Raw genomic sequence first — 20529 nt, forward strand, 5'->3', positions numbered from 1 at the left:
CCACGATTGAGGTGAGATACCCGCGGGATGGGAGGGAATACCCGCGAAAAAGAGGTAAATACCCGCGAAATGGGAGGGAATACCCGCGAATCAGAGGTGAATCCCACGATTGAGGTGAGATACCCGCGGGATAGGAGAGAATACCCGCGAAGCAGAGGTGAATACCCGCGAATGAGGTGAGTTATCCGCGGGATGGGAGGGAATACCCGCGAAGCAGAGGTGAATCCCACGATTGAGGTGAGATACCCGCGGGATAGAGGTAAATACCCGCGGAATAGAGGTAAATACCCGCGAAGCAGGAGTAAATCCCACGGAACGAGAGCAATTCCTTGCGCACAGCAGAAAGAATTCGATAACAGAAATGAATGGTATTATTTTTAATCCAATTTTTTGTATAATGAAACTAGGAAAAGAAAGGGGCTGATGTTTTTGAATATACAATCAACAAAAACGTTAACAAATGGTATTGAAATGCCTCGCTTTGGTCTAGGCGTATACAAAATGACAGAACGTGATGAAACGTTACAGGCGATTGATAAGGCATTGAAAGTGGGGTATCGTGCAATTGATACTGCTTCGTTATATGGTAATGAGGTAGAAGTGGGTGAGGCGATTCGTTACTCAGGCATTAAGCGCGAGGATATTTTTGTCACAACAAAGGTGTGGAATACAGACCAAGGTTATGATGCAACGCTACGTGCCTTTGAAGTGTCACTAAAAAAATTAAACATGGATTATTTAGATCTATATTTAACGCATTGGGCAGTGCCTGAAACATTTGAGGAAACATACAGAGCTATTGAGCGTTTGTATGATGAGAAGTTAATACGAGCAACAGGTGTGTCAAATCACCATGAACATCATTTGCAAAAACTATTATCAAAAGCCAATATCGCGCCAATGGTCAATCAGGTTGAATTACACCCATACTTACAACAAGAGGCATTAAAGGCATTTTGTGCAGAGCATGGAATTGCAGTCACAGCATGGTCACCACTAGGGCGTGGGGGTGTGCTTGATAATTCTACTATTCTTGAAATCGCTCAAGAAATAGGGAAGACAGCGGCTCAAGTCGTGCTTCGTTGGCATTTGCAAAAAGATACATTGATTATTCCGAAATCTGTAACTGCCAGTCGTATTGAGGAAAATGCACAAATATACGATTTTGAATTAACGCAGGCTCAGATGGATCAAATGACAACATTAAATCGCAATCATCGTTTTGGACAAGATCCAGATAATTTCAAATTTAATTTTTAACTATAGAAAATCCCGCTATCAAACTAGTTGAAGCGGGATTTTGTTCATGTTATTTCGATTCTTTTACATAAGGGATGTAGTTTGATAGCATTTTTGCCATATGTGCACGTGTCGCGTTGTTACTTGGCATGAATTTGCCATTTGAACCGCTAGCAATCTTTAAATCTTGCATAAGTGCGATAGCTTTTTGTGTTTCTTCATTGTATTTAGAAATATCGCTGAAATCAGCAGTTAAACCAGTTTTTGCATCATGTTGTAAGTTATAGGCACGTGCAAACATTAATGCAAGTTGAGAACGTGTTACTTTTGCAGTAGGGTTGAACTTGCCATTTTGACCTTGTACAATGCCAGCTTCTGCAAGTGCTGTAATCTCTTTTTGAGTCACAGCTTCTAAACTAGTAATATCAGAGAATGTTGTTGCACCTTTTGCTTCTAGCTTTAAGACACGCGCAATAAATGATGCAGCTTGTGCACGAGTTAAGTTTGCATTCGGCGAATATGTTGTTGCCGATGTACCTTGTGTTAAATCACGATAGTAAAGATCACGCACGTAACCTTCTGTTTCAGAACCTTTAGCAATATCCGTAAATGGAATTGTTGCGATAATGCGTCCTTCCACTTTAGCGTCTACTGTTTTAAGTGAATTTAAGTGATCGATGAACATTTCAAAGTCTACTGTACCAGGTTCACTTACACGGCCGTCTGCATAAACTTTTGCAAGCATATCATAGCCGTCTTTTCCTTGAGCAATAAATGTATTAGTTGCTCCTTTGTAGTAAGCTGCTTTATCTAGCTCTTTACCATTTAATTTAAGAGAAGTGACACGTTTGCCAGCAGGCGCTTTACCATCGAATTCTACTTGTAGACCAGAGAAATGCAGGAAGCCCCCTGATTCTTTCGGGAACTCTTTCACACTTTGTTCGACAATTTCATAGAGTTCAGCACCTGTTACTTTTACGATACCAAGTGCATTACCGAAAGGCATTACCGTCATTACTTCACCAACAGTGATATCGCCTGCGTCAATGCTCGCACGGATACCGCCACCATTTTGGAATGCGAATTGTACTTCTGGGTCAATTTTTTTAGCGCCAGCTAGCATACCATCCGCAATAACGTTCCCTAGATTTGTTTCGCCAGCACGAACGCCCCAAAGTCCACGTTTGCCATCAAGTATTGAAACAGCTGTATTGCCTGTTGATTGTTGCTTAACTGCTGCAATTTTTTCATTATAAGGCGCTAATAGTTTTGTTGCATCAGCATCTGCCGCTACAGGATTTTCTTTATTATTTAAAGCATGTAATTGGCCGAAGTATTCAACAACAGCACCGTTATCGTCAAACGTTAAATCTAGCTCACCTAAGTTTTCACTATATTGTCCTGTTTGAACAATAATTGTCGGATTTTTAAATGAAGTATCTGCTTTCACAGCTTTATCTAATTTTGTATGTGTATGTCCACCTACAATGACATCGATACCTTCTACTGCTGATGCTAGTAGTTTATCATTATCCCAATCAGCAGAATCGTCATAGCCTATATGAGTAAGCGCAATAATTTTATTGACGCCTTGTTTTTCAAATTCAGCTACTGCTTTTTTTGCAGAGTCGATATAGTTTGCAAATTGTACGTTTGCTACGCTTGAAATAGATGGCGTTTCCTCTGTCGTTAAACCGAAAATACCAACTTTTTCACCGTCAATATCTTTAATAATGCCGTTATAGATTTTACCGTTTTGGAAGTCTTTTGTTACTGTTTGGAATTGTAAGCCATCAAATAATGGGTCTTTTGAGAAGTCGAGGTTGCCTCCAAGTAATGGGAATTCAGCACCTTTAACAAATTTTGCAAGAGCAGCATGACCTTCTGGGCTTGACCCTAAATCGAACTCATGGTTACCAAATGTCATCGCATCGTAACCCATTAGGTTCATTAACTTCATTTCTACTTCTCCAGTAAATTCGTTGAAGTAAAGCGTACCAGTTAATGCGTCACCTGCATCTAATAGAAGTGAATTCGGATTTGCTGCACGTAACTCTTTAATTTTTGTTGTACGTTGCGGAGCATATTCAGCGTGCGAATGTGTATCATTAGAATGTAAAATTGTTAAATTAAAGCCTTCCTTTGTAGCAGCTGGTGCTGTTTCTGCTGCATGTGCCGCAAAGCCCGGTGAAGCTAGTAAACTGGCAGCTAGAGTTGTTGCTGCAATACTTTTAACCCATTTCATATAATGAATTCCTCCTTCATGTATATGTCAGATGACTGACAATTTACTCTATTCTAACATGAAAGAAATCCATCGTCATTACCAATATTGGAAAAATCAATATTAAAATTATTGTAAAAAATAGGTGAAGTAATTATTAATTCATAAATTCATATTGTAATTTGAAATAAATATTAAAAATGGATATTTTTATTTTTGGAACTTTTCCATAAAAAATAGCACAAACCTTGAGCAGGTTTGTACTACATTAGGTTACTATGATTCGTCTTTCACTAAAATGAGCTTATTTAAAAATGGGTGTTCAAATTCTAATTGGATAGCATGTAGTGCATAGTCACCACTTGCCGTTTCACGTGCACCGTACATTGTATCGCCAATAATAGGATGACCGATATGCGCCAAATGTACACGAATTTGATGTGTACGACCTGTTTCTAGTACAAGGTGGACAACACAAGAATGTTTATAGCGTGCTACAACTTCATAGTGTGTGACGGCATGTTGACCTGTCTTTGAAACGACGCGTCGTGTCGGGTGATGACGATCTTTACCAATAGATTCAGCAATCGTACCAGATGTGGAGCGAAGATTGCCTTGTACCTCAGCAGCATACGTACGAATAATTGTCTTTTCTTCAATCATCCGATCAAAAATTGATTTGGCTAGAGGATGTTTTGCAACTAATAATAAACCTTCAGTGCCCTTATCTAGGCGATGTACATGCTCTGCATAGTGATGGCCTTGCTCTTTCATATGAGCCATTACATGGTTCATACAAGTATGTGTATCGTGGTCATCATTTGGATGGGTGGACATGCCCTTAGGTTTAGAGACAATTAAACAGTGATCATCTTCATAAACAACGTCAATTGCACAAACAGGTGTTGGCTTATAGCTAGAAGCTGGGATTGGGAATGTAAATTTTAACATGGTTCCTGCTGGAAGTGGCTCCTTCCAAAGTAAGGGCTCGCCATCTATTGTTGTGACAGCCTTTGCCATACGTAATTCATGTACTAGCTTTTTTCCCAGTCGCCAATGATTTCGCAAAAGCTCCTCAATCGTGATATTACTGTCTTTTATTTCATATTGAAACATCGATTTTCCTCCGTGGAATAGGGTATATATAGATACCCTTGTTTTTGATACAAAAAAATCCGCTCCATTTCCGCAGGCGATTCACACGAAACAAATGTTAAAGCCGCTAGATAATCTAGCTTGAATCGCAGTCCCGCAGGCATAGCGCGAATTTTCTTATGTTATTCTGTCTTTCAAACATCATACTTACATGAAAGAGAACTTTACGCATTAAGTTGGATCACTTTGCAGCTTTAGAAGCCTTTAGTAAATAGAAGCTAGCTCCTGCAATTAAAATAAATGCAGTTAGGGCCAAAAACGGGATTGTAATGAACCCAAGCCAGTTTATGTATTGACCTGTACAAGATACGGCACCACAAGATGGGGCAGATTCAGCTAAAAAGCTTAGTTTCTGAATACCATAATGATAAAGTGATACTGTACCTCCCATTATAGCAAAGGCTGCTGTTGTTACCGCAATACGTGTATTTTTTTGAATAAGGGCTATAGTAGTCATGATTACAATTGGATACATAAATATACGTTGAATCCAACACATTTTACAAGGCTCGTAATGACGAATTTCAGAAAAATATAAAGAACCGAGTGTTGCAACGACGGACACTATCCAAATAAATAATAAACTATTTTCCTCTTTTTTAGACATATCAAAACTCCCTTTATTATAACGCTGTACTTGTTAAGATTATATGTGTTTTGAATTTAGAAGTAAAATGTTTCAATTATAACCAGCCAATACGCTCATACCATTCCAAAATCCGTTGGAAATTCAGTCTAAAGTATGAATGGCTCAGGCAGACACCTGCTACTTGGAAATGTTATCATTACTAGTAGTAATGCCAATAAAAAGAGGTGTTTTTGTGAGAGAGAACGAGCACTCCAATATTAGTATTTTAAAGGAAATTGCTGAGTTATTGAACGAAGAAACAGAAATCGTCACAACATTAAAAGGCGCACTAGTAAAGTTTTTAAATGGCACAAATTTTGAAACAGGCTGGATATTCTTTATTGACGAAAAGGGACGATCAGAGCTCGTTGTCCATGAAAATTTACCAGAGGCACTTGAATATAAAAATTGTCACTATTTAAAAAAGGGAGGTTGTTGGTGTGTCTCCCGCTATCGCAATGAGGAGTTAAAAAAGGCTTCGAACATTATTGAATGTCAACGTATCGAAAGTGCAATTGCTGCGAATGTTGGCGATCACGATGGCATCACACATCATGCAACAGTACCACTTCAATCGGGGCAGGAACGTTTTGGTGTCTTGAATGTAGCGTCCAAAAATACAGTGCGTTTTTCAGAGGAGGAACTTGCTTTACTTGAATCAGTTGCCTTTCAAATGGGCTCGGCTATTAAACGGATATTATTGACAAAGCAAGAGCAGGAAATGGCACTTGTGAAAGAACGTAACCGATTAGCACGTGACTTACATGATTCTGTCAACCAGCTATTATTTTCCGTGACATTAACGGCGAGGGCTGGCATTGAAATGAGTAACGATAGTGAAGTAAAGGAAACGTTTAAGGAAATTCAACATTTAACACAGGATGCTTTAACTGAAATGCGTGCACTAATATGGCAGCTACGACCAAAAGGCTTGGAAAATGGGTTATTAGAAGCGATAAAAGTGTATGCAGAAATGCTTGGCTTAAAGCTTCATGTAACCGTATCGGGCGTACTGCAATTTCCATCTCGTATTGAAGAAACATTATTTCGTGTGGCACAGGAGGCACTTAATAATGTGCGTCGCCATGCTGGAGTACTGGAGGCGGCACTTTATATTACTGTCACAGCTACGGATATATTATTAGTTATTCGTGATGAGGGACGAGGCTTTGTGATTGATCATGATACTAAGCTTCTATCCATGGGCTTACAATCGATAAAGGATCGGGCTAAATCGGTAGGAGGTACTGCTGACTGGGTAAGCGAAATTGGCAAGGGAACTGAACTGCTAATTCGTTTACCGTATTGAGGGGGGAACGACAATGATTCGTGTACTAATTGCAGATGACCATCATGTAGTCCGACGAGGATTATTATTTTTTTTAAAGACACAGAAAGATATTGAAGTGGTAGGGGAAGCGAAAAATGGTGTGGAAGCGGTCGCACTTGCTGAAAGTATACAGCCAGATATTATATTAATGGATTTAGTAATGCCAGAAATGGATGGTATTCAAGCAACGAAACGTATAAAAGCTAAGTTTCCACAAATTGAAATTTTAATGTTGACGAGTTTTTCTGACCGAGATCATGTTGTACCAGCTATGGAAGCTGGAGCGGCAGGCTATCAGCTAAAGGATATTGAGCCCGATGAATTAGTATTATCAATTCGTCGCATTATGCAAGGGGAACATACTTTGCACCCTGAAGCAACATCGACGCTTGAAATGGATCGTCAACAATCAGAAAATGCACTACATGTGTTAAATCCACTAACCCCACGTGAGCAAGATGTGCTTGCTGAACTGACGAAGGGAAAAAGCAATCGAGAAATTGCATCATCTTTATTCGTTACGGAAAAAACAGTGAAAACACATATTTCAAATATTTTTGCGAAACTACAAGTACAAGATCGCACGCAGGCTGCGCTTTATGCAGTAAAGCATGGATTGACAGAGGGCAGTGGTCAGTAGAATAACCAGAAATGGGACAAAAGCGAAAAAGTGTTAGATTGACTAAAGGCAATCTAACACTTTTTGCTATGTGCATTTTGCAAAGATTCACCATGTCGTTCATATAAGTTTATTGATTATGACTAAATAATTTGTTCGACATTTCTTGCAATGTAGTACTCGGCGTAAGGGCCAAGTCTTCATTTAATTTTTGTTCGTAGGTTAAAAAAACCGAGTGAGCCTGTTTTTGCATTCCTGCATCAATCAACAGTTTTAAGTATTGTTCGATTTTATAATCATTATAAGGGTCGAACTCTAATAAGCGATTCAGATAATCTATGGCCACTTCTGTTTCATTCATTATGCTAATTTGAAAGCCTTTTTCCAATAACTCTATGTAGGATTTAGTTAGCTTATCTCTGTCTGCAGTAGCCCATTCATAATCATCAAAAATGAGTAGCCCATCTTTATAAATGGCAAGGCATTGATTGATTAATGACAGAGGGGGGCAATCTAACTTCTTGAAATCACTAAAATAATCTTGGAAGTCATATAAATCACACATGATATTGGGTTTTTCAAAAATATAATACTTATTTGAAAATATAATACAATTGGAATATCCCATATTATTTAATGTTTTCCTTAAATAGGATAAGGCTGTATGCAAATTCGATTTTGCGCGAACATAATCTAAATTTGGCCAAAGAATTTCAATGAGAACATCCCGATGAATGGGCATGTTTGGACGTAATATGAAATAAGCAAATAATTCCTTTGTTTTTTCTGTTTTGAAGGAAACGAGACTATTATTGCTATAGGTAGCGAATTGATTAAAGCATTGGACGTTTAACGTAGTATTAGAAGTTTGATGTACCAACTGTTGCATAGAAAATTCATGTTCAATACGTGATACGGTTTTTTCTAATCGTGCTAGGCTAATCGGTTTAAGTAAATAATCAAGTCCTCCAATTTCATATGCTTGTATGGCAAAATCTGAATACGAAGTAATAAAGATAACAATTACATGTGGTCGATTGCTTTTGATAATATCAGCAACTTCAAGCCCATTCAGTTCATCAAGCTTTATTTCTAAAAATATGACTTCAAAGTCCAGTGATGGAAGGCTATTTAAAAATAGCTTTACACTAGTGAAGGTTTTAGTAACCTCTATTTGTTGAAAGTTTTGTAGCTTATTTTGAAAATAGTGTAAAGCTAGAGGTTCTTTGTCTATTAAAACGGCTCGAATCACATCAAAATCTCCTTTATACAATTAAATTGAAAACCATTAAACTCTAGTTCATTTTTTTGAAAAGGTCTCCCCTTATATAGAGGATAGAAGTTTTTTATGTACTGTTAAGAGAATTGAAATAATTGTATAAGCGTTTATAATTAAACTATTTTGAAAAAAATAAAAATATAATAGTTAAACTAGAAATTTGATTGAAGGGTTAAAGTTTGTTTTTTTTCTTATTTTATAAAACCTTTTTAATGCTTGTATTATGTAATAGCCGTTATTATAGTACATTTGACTTAAAGAAAACTCAAAAGGTACTTAAAAAATACTTAAAAATAATAGGATATAAGTAATTGAAAATTACTTTGTTGTGGAAAAGTAGTGTGTGATTTAAAAAAATGTACAAAGTTGAGGGATTGAAGAAATGAAAGTAGATCGTTTACTCACGATGACAATGATTTTAATTAATCGTAAAAAAGTAAAAGCACAGGAATTAGCCGAGTTATTTGACGTATCTGTTCGAACCATTTATCGGGATGTCGAAACCCTGAGCTGTGCGGGGGTCCCAATCTTAAGCCAACAAGGGGTTAATGGCGGAATAAGTTTAATGGATGGCTATCGAATGGATAAGCAAGTATTAACGAAAGAGGAACTAACCTCTCTTTCAATTGCCCTTAAAAGTGCTTTAACCTCCTATGAGGATGCCCATGCTAAAGCTGTTTTAGAAAAGTTAACTGGTGTAGCAGATGAGCAAGTAAAACAATCCATTGATCATTTTTTTATTGACCTTAGTCCATGGGGACAAAATATACTATTAAAAGAACAAATCACATTATTGAAAAAAGCAATCGAGGGCGAGCGTTGTGTAAGCTTCTTGTATTCGACTACTTATGGTACGATGACCAATCGAATAATAGAGCCGCACACTTTAGTGCAAAAGGGCAAGATGTGGTATATTTACGGCTATTGCACATTAAGAAACGGTTTTCGTCTATTCAAAATATCAAGAATGAAGCAAATGAAAGAGGAGCAACGCAGTTTTGAACGAAAGGAAGTACATTTATCTGACCTTCCGTGGGATAAAGCATGGCAACAACCAGAAAATTTAGTAGTACTCACACTGTCATTTGATGCACAGATTCTAACATTAATGGAAGAAACATTTGGTGTGGAACAGATAGATTATGAAAGGTCCATCGTGCAAGTTGCATTGCCGGAAGATGAATGGCTCTATGGCTTTTTGCTAAGCTTTGGTAATCGAATAAAGCTTCTTGACCCACCTTACTTAGTTGATATCGTGCAAAAACGGGCACAACAAATCGTCGAAATGTATACAGCAAACAATAGGTAAAATCATTTTTGTCCATTCAATAGATGACATACAGATGTCAAGTTTGCTTTGTTATAGTAATAACAAATTAAACGAAGGGTGGACGTAAACTATGCAAAGTTATTGCCAAAGCTGTGGGATGCCATTAGTGCATGAAAAATTATTTGGAACAGAAAAAGAGGGGCAAGTTTGTCGGGACTATTGCACATATTGTTACGAATTAGGAGCGTTTAAACAGCCGAATGTAACGATCCATGAAATGATTGACATATGTGTACCTCATTTAAAGGAAGAAGGGATGGCAGAAGAAGAAGCACGACAAATGTTAGCTTCCTTTTTACCACGTTTAAAAAGATGGAGAACAGATACTGGAAAACAACCTGTGATGAAAGAAAAACAAAGCTTTCATATCGCTGGGATTTCAGCAAAAACGAATAATGCGAACGAAATCACAGCACAAGCGAAAATACCACAATTATGGACCACTTATTACCAGCAAGATATTGCAGGTCAACTACCAAGTCAAAAAAACAATGCCGTCATGTATGGGCTGTATTCAGAGTACGAAACAGATGTGACCGGAGAATATACACTCACGCTTGGAGTGGGGGTATCGGCTGACGTCGAAGTTCCAACAGGAATGGTCATAAAAACAATTCCCGCATCAAAATATTTAGTGTTCACTTCAGAAAAAGGGCTAATGCCAGATATTGTAATACAAGCTTGGCAAGATATTTGGGCTTGGTTTGCCAATACTACGGAAGTAGAACGAACGTATAGTGGGGACTTTGAATTGTATGATGAACGATGTGCCCAGCCTCATGAGGCACAGGTGGATATTTATATTGCAATTAAGTAAATACAATACTGCTAGTTAAAACGCGAGTGACATAATACAACAAAGCCAGTGCCTACCATCAAGTGGTAGGTGACTGGCTTTTGCTTGTTGGAGGTAGTTCTTTGATATGTGGTTCAATATGCACAAGCACCTGACAAAAGCGATTTTCGCGCATAATGGTATGTTCAATTTCCTCTGTAATACGATGACTTTCATAGACGTTTAAATAAGGATCGACAGTCACTGTTATATCGATAAAGTACATATTCCCATGTGCACGCCCTTTGAAATCTAAAAGCTCAATCACGCCACTAACATTGCGAATTAATACCGATAATGTCTCGACTTCATCAATATCAAAGGCATCTGTAAGACTTTGAACAGCTTCCCAAAATATTTCTACAGCAGTTTTAATTATTAGAAAAGCGACAACAAGGGCTGTTAATGTATCAATAATCGGAAAGCCAAAAATTGCTCCGAATATCCCGATGGCTGTGCCGATACTGACCAGCGCATCCGAGCGATTATCATAGGCAGCAGCTTTTACAGCCGCACTTCGTATTTTTTTTGCCAGTGCTAAATTATAACGATAGACAACATACATGACGGCTGCACTTCCGATTGCCACAAATGCTGTTAACAAAGATGGTGTTGTGCCAGATGGCTCCCATAGTCCTTGTAAAGAAGCAATTAAAACTTGTAAGCCGACGATTAGCATAATAAATGAGGCAACGAGTGACGCAACAGTTTCAGCTCGTAAATGACCATATTGGTGATTTGAATCTGGTGGTCTTTGCGCAATGCGTAAGCCGATTAAAACGGCAATGGATGCAATGATATCCGTTGTATTGTTTAATCCATCTGCTTTTAAAGCTTCTGATGTTCCGATATAGCCAATTGTTAGTTTTACTGAGCTCAGTATTAAGTAAGTGGCAATTGATAGCCAAGCTCCTTTTTCCCCTTGACGTAAATTTGTATAGAGCTCCATTTTGTTTCCTCCTCGCAAAACTTTCGGGCATTATAAAACGACCCCCTTATATGAAAGGGAGTCGTTTTGCATTTTTATTTATCGTCTTTCGATTCTTCGATTTCATTTGTTAAATCAAGTTCAGGTAATTTCAGAACTTCTAAGTATAATATGTGGTGACCATCTAATTCTTTTGCTGTAAATTCATAACCTTGCTCTTCAATGCTATCACCTTCGATTGCATCAAAACGCTTTGTCATGAACCAACCACCAATCGTATCGATATCATCATCTTCTATGTCAGTACCTAGCATATCATTGACGTTTTCTAGTAGCATTTTTGCATCTAAAATAAAATGATTTTCTGCAATTTCCTGTACTTCTGGAATTTCATCTTCATCAAACTCATCTTGAATATCCCCGACAATTTCCTCGATAATATCTTCAATGGTTACAAGACCTGATGTACCACCATACTCATCCATTAAAATAGCCATATGAATACGTTCACGTTGAATCTTGAGTAACAATTCGTTAATTTGCGTAGTTTCCATCACGCGAATAATCGGTTGCATATAGTCAATTACTAATTTATCACCATTTGCAGGGTCTTTAATATAAGCAGTTAATAAGTGCTTCATATTCACTAAACCAATAATATGGTCTTTATCCCCGTCGATAATTGGATAACGAGTATATTGCTCCACACCCATTAAATCAAATACTTCTTTAATCGTAAGTTCTTTCTCAATACCGACGATTTCAGTACGTGGCACCATGATTTCTTTTGCAAGACGATCTGAGAACTCGAAGATACTGTTAACATATTCATATTCTGCGTTATTAATTTCTCCACCTTTTAAACTATCTGACAAAATCATGCGCAATTCTTCTTCAGTATGTGCAACTTCTGATTCTGACATCATTTTAAGACCGAATAGACCTGTTAAACCACGTGCAGAGCCATTCAATAATTTAATGATTGGATAAGTAATGTTGTGGAATAAAATTAATGCACCAGAAAAGTTTAATGTTACAAATTCTGCTTTTTGGATGGCTAAAGTTTTTGGCGCCAATTCCCCAATAACTACATGCATAAACGTTACGATTGAGAATGCAAGTATAAATGAAAGGATAGATGTTATGCTACCGCTCAGATTTAGAAACTCGAACACTGGATGTAAAATGATTTCAAATGTAGGCTCACCTAGCCAACCCAGTCCAAGTGCTGTAATGGTAATACCTAATTGACATGCAGATAAGTATTCGTCTAAATCTGATACAACACGTTTTGCATTTTTCGCTTTTTTATGTCCTTCAGCGAGTAATTGATCGATGCGGGTAGTTCTCACTTTTACGATTGCAAATTCAGTTGCAACGAAAAATCCTGTCATTATAATTAGTAGGGCGAATGCCGCCAACCTAATGGTTATTTCCAATATGTCTCCGTCCAAATAATTCCTTTGTCCCCGCCCAAATGAGGGAAGTAAACAAAGTGTACACCTCCTATGATTTAAAAAATTGTTGGATGTTTTAATCATAAGTTATTTGTAACTAAAACACAAATATTGACAACGACTTTTTTATACTATTTTAAGATGGATTTGCTAATAAAGAAAACGGATACTTTCAGATGACAAATGATTGAAAATCAATAGGCATTATGCTAACTTTAAATGGAGCAAGGATAGTTTGTTTAGAGAAAGAAGCATTTGCATCTCATATAAAACGACACGTCAAAAATCTCAAGAGAGCTTTACTTGCTGATTTTTTTAAATGAATTATTTTAATATGCAACAAAAAAAGGTTGTCTCATATGAGGCAACCTTTTTTGCGCGAACGAGAAGCACATAAATGGACACTTTTATAATATGTATTTCTAAATAGGGCAATAATTTTTTACTGTTGGAAGCGCAACTTTAGACAAGCCTTTTCCACATCATGAACAGTTTCTTTTAAAGGGATCGCGTCTAAGTATGTGGAGATGGTGATAGGAGCCTTTTCGGTTAGTCCTTGTTGTGTTAGGACATAATGTTTCCCATTGTAAGATAAGTATAGATGTTTAATGGAACGTTTTCCTATTCCATTAGGAGATTCGAAAATAGCTTTTAGCTGGCTGCAATACTCACTATAAAAATTACTACTATATCCAGATAGTGCTTCGAATTTTTTACTATCGATTGAACTGGACTCATCGACTAACTCGAAAATTTTTGCGGAAAATTCCGAAAAAAGTTCTTTTACTTTAGCACGAATTAACGCTTTTGAATTATAGTTATTTAAGTCATCAGAAAGTGCGACTTTACTCATTGAAATAGCCTCCTGCATATAAAACATTTAGAATTAAATTCATTTATTAAATGTATAAGAAAAATACAGGAATATCAATATAAACAGACACTTTTCGTATAATAGCAGTGGTTTTAATAGTAAAAATTAGGCGTTTTTAATTATGCAAAGGCAAAAAAATATTGGTTTTTTTAGTCATAAATATGGAAGAGCATTAACTCATGAATCATTTTTTTAACATCTTCTTCATGTGGAGGAATAGGACCAATCCATTGGATGACGCCATCCTTTAAATATTCTGCCGCGTAACGTTCGCGTTGATAGAAAAAGGAAATGGCCCATCCAGGAAGCTGTGTATTTTCAAATAAAGGTTTAAAGCTAAAATGCTGAATCATATACAAACCCCATTTCTAATGATATGTATTTAATATTATTCAAGGATAGTGGTAATATTGCAACTAAACAATATCGGATGATGTTTCGATAGGAACAATTATGCTTTGTCGTAATAAAATGGAGGGTATTTCTTTCGTTGGATTTCATTGCTCTGCTATAATGAGTGCAATAGGCGACAAATTACGCCAAATGTGAATACGATTGAAATGAGAGGATGCTAATGGACAATTTTTTAGTGACATTATTATTTATGGCAATTATCGGCGCCGCAATTGGTGGTATAACAAATCATCTAGCGATTAAAATGCTTTTTCGACCGCACGAAGCAATCTATATTAAAAATTGGCGCGTACCATTTACACCGGGTCTTATTCCAAAAAGACGTGATGAACTAGCGAAACAATTAGGTCTTACAGTTGTAAATTATTTATTAACACCTGAGACGTTTAGAAAGAAATTTTTCTCTAAAGATATTCAAGATAAAGTTGAACAATTTGCACAAGTAAAAGTGGAAGAGACATTTTTCACGAACGATAAAACCATTCAGGACTGGCTAGATTTAGCTGGCTTCTCTGATATGCCTGCCACTATTGAACAAAAAGTTGAACGAATTGTAGCGGGACAATTTGAATCAGTAAAGAATACATTATCCACGAGATCAATTCGTACACTGTTATCGGAGGACATCCAAAATACGATTGATGCTAAAATTCCATTAGCAGTGGGACATATTTTAGAGAAGGGTGAGGAGTATTTTTTATCACCCGCAGGCGAGATGACGATAAAGGCAATGATTGATGACTTTTTATCGTCAAAAGGGTCACTTGGCGGTATGATTAATATGTTTTTAGGCGATTCCTCATCACTTGTCGGCAAAGTACAACGCGAGCTTGTAAAGTTTTTACAAGCCCCTGGTACAACATCGCTGCTGACAAACATTTTTTCACAAGAATGGGAAAAGTTAAAAGACCGACCAGCTATGGATTATTTAGGGGATATTGACTTTGAACCGATATTGGCAAATTTACAAAGCTATGTAAAAGATCAATTAGCAGTAGCACAACGCTTACAGCATCCTATTTCCTATTATTGGCCAACAGGTAGTTCTTGGATGAGGGAAACGGTAATACCTCAAGTAATTGATAAAGCATTTGTTAGAGCAGAAGATAAATTAGAAGATGTGCTAAAACGTTTAAATTTACAAGAAGTAGTTCGTGAACAAGTGGATTCGTTCCCAGTATCAAAACTAGAAGAGCTTGTACTTGGTATTTCCAAGCGTGAATTTAAAATGATTACAGTGCTAGGTGCAGTTCTTGGTGGTTTAATTGGTATTGTGCAAGGTTTAATTGTCTACTTTATTTAGAAAGGGGAAATAAGAATGGTTAATATTTATAATGAAATTAATGCTTTGGAGGCTACTTTCCGTAAAACAGAGGAATTTAAAGCATTGGAAGCCGCAGTCGCTGTAGTGAAGGCAGATGAAGATGCCATAAAGTTATTCCAAAACTTCCGCAAAATTCAGGTGGATTTACAGAAAAAACAAATGGCTGGTGAGGATTTACAAGAAGATGAACTGATTTATGCACAAAAAACTGCTCAGCTTGCGCAACAAAATGAGAAAATTGTAGCGATGCTTGAGGCAGAGATGAAGCTTAGTGGTGTAATCGAAGAAGTAAATCGTATTTTAGTAAAACCGATACAGTCGTTGTATGAAGGCATGTAAGTAAGTCAAAAACTATAGTAGCTGAAAATAGTTGTCGATAGACTGTTACATGTTGCGACGAATAAATAAACGGTTATTTGCACATATAACAAAGTAAGTAGGAAAACGTGTCTCGGCTATTCGGGACACGTTTTCACTTTAGTTAACCGTAGCTTATATTATGGAGGGATTGTCATGCATGTTTTAATTGAATGGGCTTATAAAACACCAAAGGGTGCGGGAACAGTATTAAGGTCAGAAGAAATGCCGGCAGCACAAGCTTTATTGTTGGCAGAAGATATGGAACGTACTGGACGTGTCAAATCACTACAATTTATTGACCGACAGAATACGAACTGGTCTATCAAGGAGGTCAAGGCTTATTTAAAGGAAGTTGAAACAGAACCTCATAACATTACTGTTTATTTTGATGGAGGCTTTGACCGTACAACGAGACAATCTGGGCTTGGGTGTGCCATTTATTATGAGCAAAATGGTAAGCCCTATAGGTTAAGAAAAAATGCATTTTCTGCTGAACTTAAATCAAATAATGAGGCAGAATATGCCGCGCTATATTTAGGTTTAGTAGAGCTTGAATTATTGAATGCTCACCATCTACCGATACAGATTGTAGGCGATTCGCAAGTAGTTATTAATCAGCTAACTGGCGAGTGGCCAGCTTTGGAACAGGATTTTTCAGACTGGGCGGATAAAATCGATGCAAAATTAAGCGAGCTTGGCCTACAAGCAAACTATCAACTAATTTCCAGAAAAGAAAATACTGAAGCGGACAGATTGGCTACACAAGCATTAAACGGTATTGATATTACAGGGTTGAGTGAAATGATAAAGGAATAATACACGAAAGTGAGGTGTCCAAATAATGATAGCTCCTAAGACTGAAGATAAGGTCAAAGAAATTTGACATTGTCTTCAGTCTTTTTATTAACCATACATATTAGGTTTCGTGATGTTTTGAGGTAGGAGTCTTTGTGCTTACTTGTCCTATGCGAGCTGTTTATTTGTTACATACTTCGGATACTTTTTAGCGAATTGCTGTAAAGCTTGCTTGAAATGAAATGTATGCATAAAGTTTTGAGCTAAACGTAATTCATCAGAATAGTGAAGGATATGGCGAAAATGTTGTTGAATAAAGTTTCGGGCGTGTTTATAATGCTCGTTGATAGAGATAGCACCGTACATTTCTTGTTGATTGATAAGATAAATCAAATCACAAAGAACTTTTTGCCCACGATATTTCAGTAATATGGTCACATACAAAGTCTTTTCATCACAGCGTTGTAAATCAAAATGATGGAAAGCTACTTCTAATTGCTCAATGAAGTTAGAAACAGGAGAATACTTGTCTGTAACTAGAACCACTATCAACACCACCTTTTTTAAAATTATAAGTAATAGTACTTAATATGTCTATCGTTAGACGGAATATTCTGTCATTATGGCAGTTTTGCTTATCATTAATAAAATTTGTTAAACTATTGAGGCAATCCATTTATTGAACAGAGTACACTGGAATATTGAAAGAAGAGAGCGAATACGATGAAAATTATTCAAATAGATCAAAAGTATCCTGAAGATTGGATTCGCGTGTTAAATCATATTGCGAATTTATTTTTTGAGGATTCGAAGTTGAGTACAAATGCACAAGAAGCGGAGATGTCAGTTGCATTCAGTTACCGCGTTGATGCTAATTTTACTGTCTATACAAGCGCGGTATTAGAGGTTGATGGTAAACGCTATACAAATGATTACCATATTGAATATGCGACAGAAGCTGTTGGACGTGAGCAAAATATTCGTATGAAACGTGCATTATCGCATGTATTTTTAGATGTGCTCGAGCAACATACGGGGATGCATCAACAATGGGGTATTTTAACAGGTGTCCGTCCTACAAAGCTCTATCACAAATTCCGTAAAGCTGGTATGGATGACGCAGCAATTGCGGAAGTGTTAATTCGTGATTTTCGATTGTCAGAGGAAAAGGTAGCATTGTTGAAAAAAATTGTTGAACGACAGTTAGTTACTATTCCTGACTTAGACCATATCGGGAAAGAGATTAGCGTTTATATTGGCATTCCGTTCTGCCCAACCAAATGCGCTTATTGTACCTTCCCGGCCTATGCGATTGGTAGTAACCGTAAGCAGGGGCGTGTGACCACGTTTTTAGATGGACTACACATCGAATTACGTGAAATGGGTAAATGGCTGACAGAAAATAACATGACAATAACTTCTATTTATTGGGGCGGGGGTACACCCACTTCAATCGAAGCACATGAAATGGATGCATTATATCAAACGATGTATGATTCTTTCCCACATCCTGAAACGATTCGTGAGGTAACAGTTGAAGCCGGTCGTCCGGATACGATTACACCAGAAAAATTAGCTGTTTTAAAAAAGTGGGGCATTGATCGAATTAGTGTTAATCCGCAGTCTTATACAGATGAAACACTGAAGGCAATCGGACGTCATCATACGGTACAAGAAACGGTTGATAAGTTTTGGTTAGCACGTGAATCCGGTATGAATAATATTAATATGGATTTAATTATTGGCTTGCCGAATGAAGGGACAGAGGAGTTCCAACATTCTTTAGAGGAATCAGCAAAAATGCAACCAGAGTCGTTAACTGTGCACACGTTATCCTTTAAACGTGCTTCAGAAATGACGCGTAATAAAGATAAATATAAAGTAGCTGATCGCGATACGGTAGCAGAAATGATGCAGATGGCACAAGTGTGGACGAAGGAAAATGATTATGTTCCCTATTATCTATACCGTCAAAAAAATATTTTAGGTAATTTAGAAAATGTAGGCTATAGTAAAGCAGGCGAAGAAAGCATTTATAATATTGTCATTATGGAGGAAGTGCAGACGATTTTAGGGATTGGCTGTGGAGCATCTTCTAAATTTGTTCACCCTGAGACAGGGAAGATTACACAGTTCCATAATCCAAAAGATCCGGCGGCTTATATCATGACGTTTGAAGAAGCCATAGGTAAAAAAATCGAGCTATTAAATGATTTATATCATGCCTAAAGAGCAAAGTGTTAGATTGAGTGTGACCAATCTAACACTTTTGCTGTTTTAATGTCTATGAATCGCCAGTAAAAGTTTGTGAATCGCCACAAAATGACCATGAACCGCCACAAAGACAGGGCGAATCGCCACAAAATGACCATGAACCGCCACAAAGGCAGGACAAATCGCCACAAAAACTTCCTCTAGCTTTTGAATTTATTGTTATTATAATAATTTGTAAGCGCTTAACATTTGATATTCTATAGGATTGTCCGACTGCTAACACCAAGGTAAATATGAACAGAGTGGGGGTATAAAATGAAAGTCATTATTTGTCCAGATGCTTATAAAGGTACTTTATCTGCATTTGAGGTTGCAAATGCAATGCAGGCAGGCGTCTTGGATGTAGATCAAGCAATTGAGACAGTTATTTTACCAGTAGCGGATGGAGGAGAGGGTACATTAGAATCACTTATTGCTTCAACAGGCGGGAGATATATTTCAGCAAGTGTACTTGATCCGCTAGGCAGAATGATTAAAGCAAACTATGGAGTGCTTGGGGATGAAGAAACCTGTGTCATTGAGATGGCACAAGCTTCGGGTATTATGCTGTTGCAGGACAGCGAAAAAAACCCTGAGCTTGCATCAACGTATGGCACGGGACAGTTAATTAAGGCTGCGCTAGATAAAGGTTTTCGTAAGTTTATTATCGGTATTGGTGGCAGTGCCACAAATGATGCGGGTATTGGTCTATTACAGGCACTTGGGCTGCAATTTAGGAAAGGTGATGGTTCATCCATTGCTAATGGCGTGTCGGGATTACTAGATTTAGCATCCATTGATAGTAGTCAACTCGATGTACGGTTGTCTGAGGCAACATTTACTATTGCTTGTGATGTGGATAATCCTTTGATTGGAGAGCGCGGAGCTACAGCAATTTTTGGTCCGCAAAAGGGTGTCAAAGAGCATGAAATTGCTTTGTTTGATGAGTGTTTAAAACGATTTGCAGATATTGTGGAAAGACAATTTCACATTCGTTTACACGATTATAAAGGAGCTGGTGCGGCAGGAGGCGTTGGTGGCGCATTAATTGCCTTTTTAAATGGCACTTTCCAAGCAGGCATAGATATTGTGTTAGAGGCTGTACAGTTAAAAAGGCATCTACTAGACGCTCAAATAGTTATTACTGGTGAGGGCAAATCGGATCGTCAAACATTACATGGAAAGGCGCCATTGGGGGTAGCGCTAGCTGCAAAATCAACAAATGCTCATGTTGTGCTATTGTCTGGTGCTATTGATGAAAAGGATAAGCCTGCTTTGCTTGATTTTTTTACCGTTGTGGAATCACTAGTAGATGAATCCACTACTGTTGTGCAGGCAATGCAAGAACCATATCGTTTTATTCGCATGAAAACAAAACAAATAGTAGCGCATTACGTGAAAAATTGAGTGCCAGTCACCGAAACAATTCTGAATTCAGTGCCAGTCACGCAAACAATTATGATGTTTGTAGGAGCGAGAACTTGC

General features: G+C 37.4%; 19 protein-coding genes. 10 read left to right on the plus strand and 9 right to left on the minus strand.

Annotated elements, in window-relative coordinates:
• Positions 1-429 precede the first annotated feature (429 nt).
• Positions 430-1260 (plus strand): aldo/keto reductase, encoded by an 831-nt coding sequence (locus C9J37_RS11090; protein WP_107895397.1) that lies wholly within the window; start codon positions 430-432, stop codon positions 1258-1260.
• Between the two features lie 49 nt (positions 1261-1309).
• Here the strand turns inward: C9J37_RS11090 and C9J37_RS11095 are convergent, their stop codons facing one another.
• From C9J37_RS11095 to C9J37_RS11105, 3 genes are all read right to left on the minus strand, one after another.
• A complete protein-coding gene (locus C9J37_RS11095) occupies positions 1310-3484 on the minus strand; it encodes a 5'-nucleotidase C-terminal domain-containing protein (RefSeq protein WP_107895398.1) in 2175 nt (724 codons plus the stop codon).
• Positions 3485-3739: 255 nt separating this feature from the next.
• Positions 3740-4579 carry an RluA family pseudouridine synthase gene (locus C9J37_RS11100; RefSeq protein ID WP_107895399.1) on the minus strand — a complete coding sequence of 280 codons (840 nt, stop codon included), beginning with the start codon at positions 4577-4579 and terminating at the stop codon, positions 3740-3742.
• 220 nt (positions 4580-4799) lie between these two features.
• Positions 4800-5225: a disulfide oxidoreductase gene (locus tag C9J37_RS11105; RefSeq protein ID WP_107895400.1), complete on the minus strand. Its 426-nt coding sequence runs from the start codon at positions 5223-5225 to the stop codon at positions 4800-4802.
• Between the two features lie 214 nt (positions 5226-5439).
• Between C9J37_RS11105 and C9J37_RS11110 the strand changes: the two genes are divergently transcribed.
• Entirely contained in the window at positions 5440-6555 is a 1116-nt protein-coding gene (locus C9J37_RS11110; protein WP_024362329.1) for a GAF domain-containing sensor histidine kinase, read from the plus strand.
• Between the two features lie 13 nt (positions 6556-6568).
• Positions 6569-7216, plus strand: coding sequence for a response regulator (locus tag C9J37_RS11115; protein WP_107895401.1), 648 nt, complete (start codon positions 6569-6571; stop codon positions 7214-7216).
• Positions 7217-7325: 109 nt separating this feature from the next.
• On the opposite strand, the gene C9J37_RS11120 is transcribed toward C9J37_RS11115, so the two are convergent.
• Complete coding sequence (locus C9J37_RS11120) at positions 7326-8447, minus strand: response regulator (protein ID WP_107895402.1); 1122 nt, start codon at positions 8445-8447, stop codon at positions 7326-7328.
• Positions 8448-8856: 409 nt separating this feature from the next.
• On the opposite strand from C9J37_RS11120, the gene C9J37_RS11125 reads away from it, so the two are divergent.
• A complete protein-coding gene (locus C9J37_RS11125) occupies positions 8857-9783 on the plus strand; it encodes a helix-turn-helix transcriptional regulator (protein ID WP_107895403.1) in 927 nt (308 codons plus the stop codon).
• Positions 9784-9874: 91 nt separating this feature from the next.
• A complete protein-coding gene (locus tag C9J37_RS11130; RefSeq protein WP_107895404.1) occupies positions 9875-10621 on the plus strand; it encodes an effector binding domain-containing protein in 747 nt (248 codons plus the stop codon).
• Between the two features lie 58 nt (positions 10622-10679).
• Here the strand turns inward: C9J37_RS11130 and C9J37_RS11135 are convergent, their stop codons facing one another.
• From C9J37_RS11135 to C9J37_RS11150, 4 genes are all read right to left on the minus strand, one after another.
• Positions 10680-11588: a cation diffusion facilitator family transporter gene (locus C9J37_RS11135; RefSeq protein WP_107895405.1), complete on the minus strand. Its 909-nt coding sequence runs from the start codon at positions 11586-11588 to the stop codon at positions 10680-10682.
• Between the two features lie 74 nt (positions 11589-11662).
• Positions 11663-13006: a hemolysin family protein gene (locus C9J37_RS11140; protein ID WP_256093288.1), complete on the minus strand. Its 1344-nt coding sequence runs from the start codon at positions 13004-13006 to the stop codon at positions 11663-11665.
• 460 nt (positions 13007-13466) lie between these two features.
• Complete coding sequence (locus tag C9J37_RS11145) at positions 13467-13877, minus strand: hypothetical protein (RefSeq protein WP_107895406.1); 411 nt, start codon at positions 13875-13877, stop codon at positions 13467-13469.
• Positions 13878-14047: 170 nt separating this feature from the next.
• A complete protein-coding gene (locus C9J37_RS11150; RefSeq protein ID WP_024362321.1) occupies positions 14048-14251 on the minus strand; it encodes a YheE family protein in 204 nt (67 codons plus the stop codon).
• 221 nt (positions 14252-14472) lie between these two features.
• Between C9J37_RS11150 and C9J37_RS11155 the strand changes: the two genes are divergently transcribed.
• From C9J37_RS11155 to C9J37_RS11165, 3 genes are all read left to right on the plus strand, one after another.
• On the plus strand, positions 14473-15615 hold the full coding sequence (locus tag C9J37_RS11155; RefSeq protein WP_107895407.1) for a DUF445 domain-containing protein: 1143 nt from the start codon (positions 14473-14475) through the stop codon (positions 15613-15615).
• A gap of 15 nt (positions 15616-15630) precedes the next feature.
• Complete coding sequence (locus tag C9J37_RS11160) at positions 15631-15975, plus strand: YlbF family regulator (protein ID WP_024362319.1); 345 nt, start codon at positions 15631-15633, stop codon at positions 15973-15975.
• Between the two features lie 174 nt (positions 15976-16149).
• Positions 16150-16812, plus strand: a complete 663-nt coding sequence (locus tag C9J37_RS11165; protein WP_107895408.1) for a ribonuclease H family protein — start codon at positions 16150-16152, stop codon at positions 16810-16812.
• Between the two features lie 147 nt (positions 16813-16959).
• Here the strand turns inward: C9J37_RS11165 and C9J37_RS11170 are convergent, their stop codons facing one another.
• On the minus strand, positions 16960-17337 hold the full coding sequence (locus C9J37_RS11170) for a hypothetical protein (RefSeq protein WP_235617089.1): 378 nt from the start codon (positions 17335-17337) through the stop codon (positions 16960-16962).
• Between the two features lie 177 nt (positions 17338-17514).
• Between C9J37_RS11170 and C9J37_RS11175 the strand changes: the two genes are divergently transcribed.
• Positions 17515-19020 (plus strand): coproporphyrinogen III oxidase, encoded by a 1506-nt coding sequence (locus tag C9J37_RS11175; protein WP_107895409.1) that lies wholly within the window; start codon positions 17515-17517, stop codon positions 19018-19020.
• A gap of 300 nt (positions 19021-19320) precedes the next feature.
• A complete protein-coding gene (locus tag C9J37_RS11180; protein WP_107895410.1) occupies positions 19321-20451 on the plus strand; it encodes a glycerate kinase in 1131 nt (376 codons plus the stop codon).
• Positions 20452-20529: the final 78 nt, after the last annotated feature.

The organism is Lysinibacillus mangiferihumi (assembly GCF_003049665.1).
Lineage (GTDB): Bacteria > Bacillota > Bacilli > Bacillales_A > Planococcaceae > Lysinibacillus > Lysinibacillus mangiferihumi.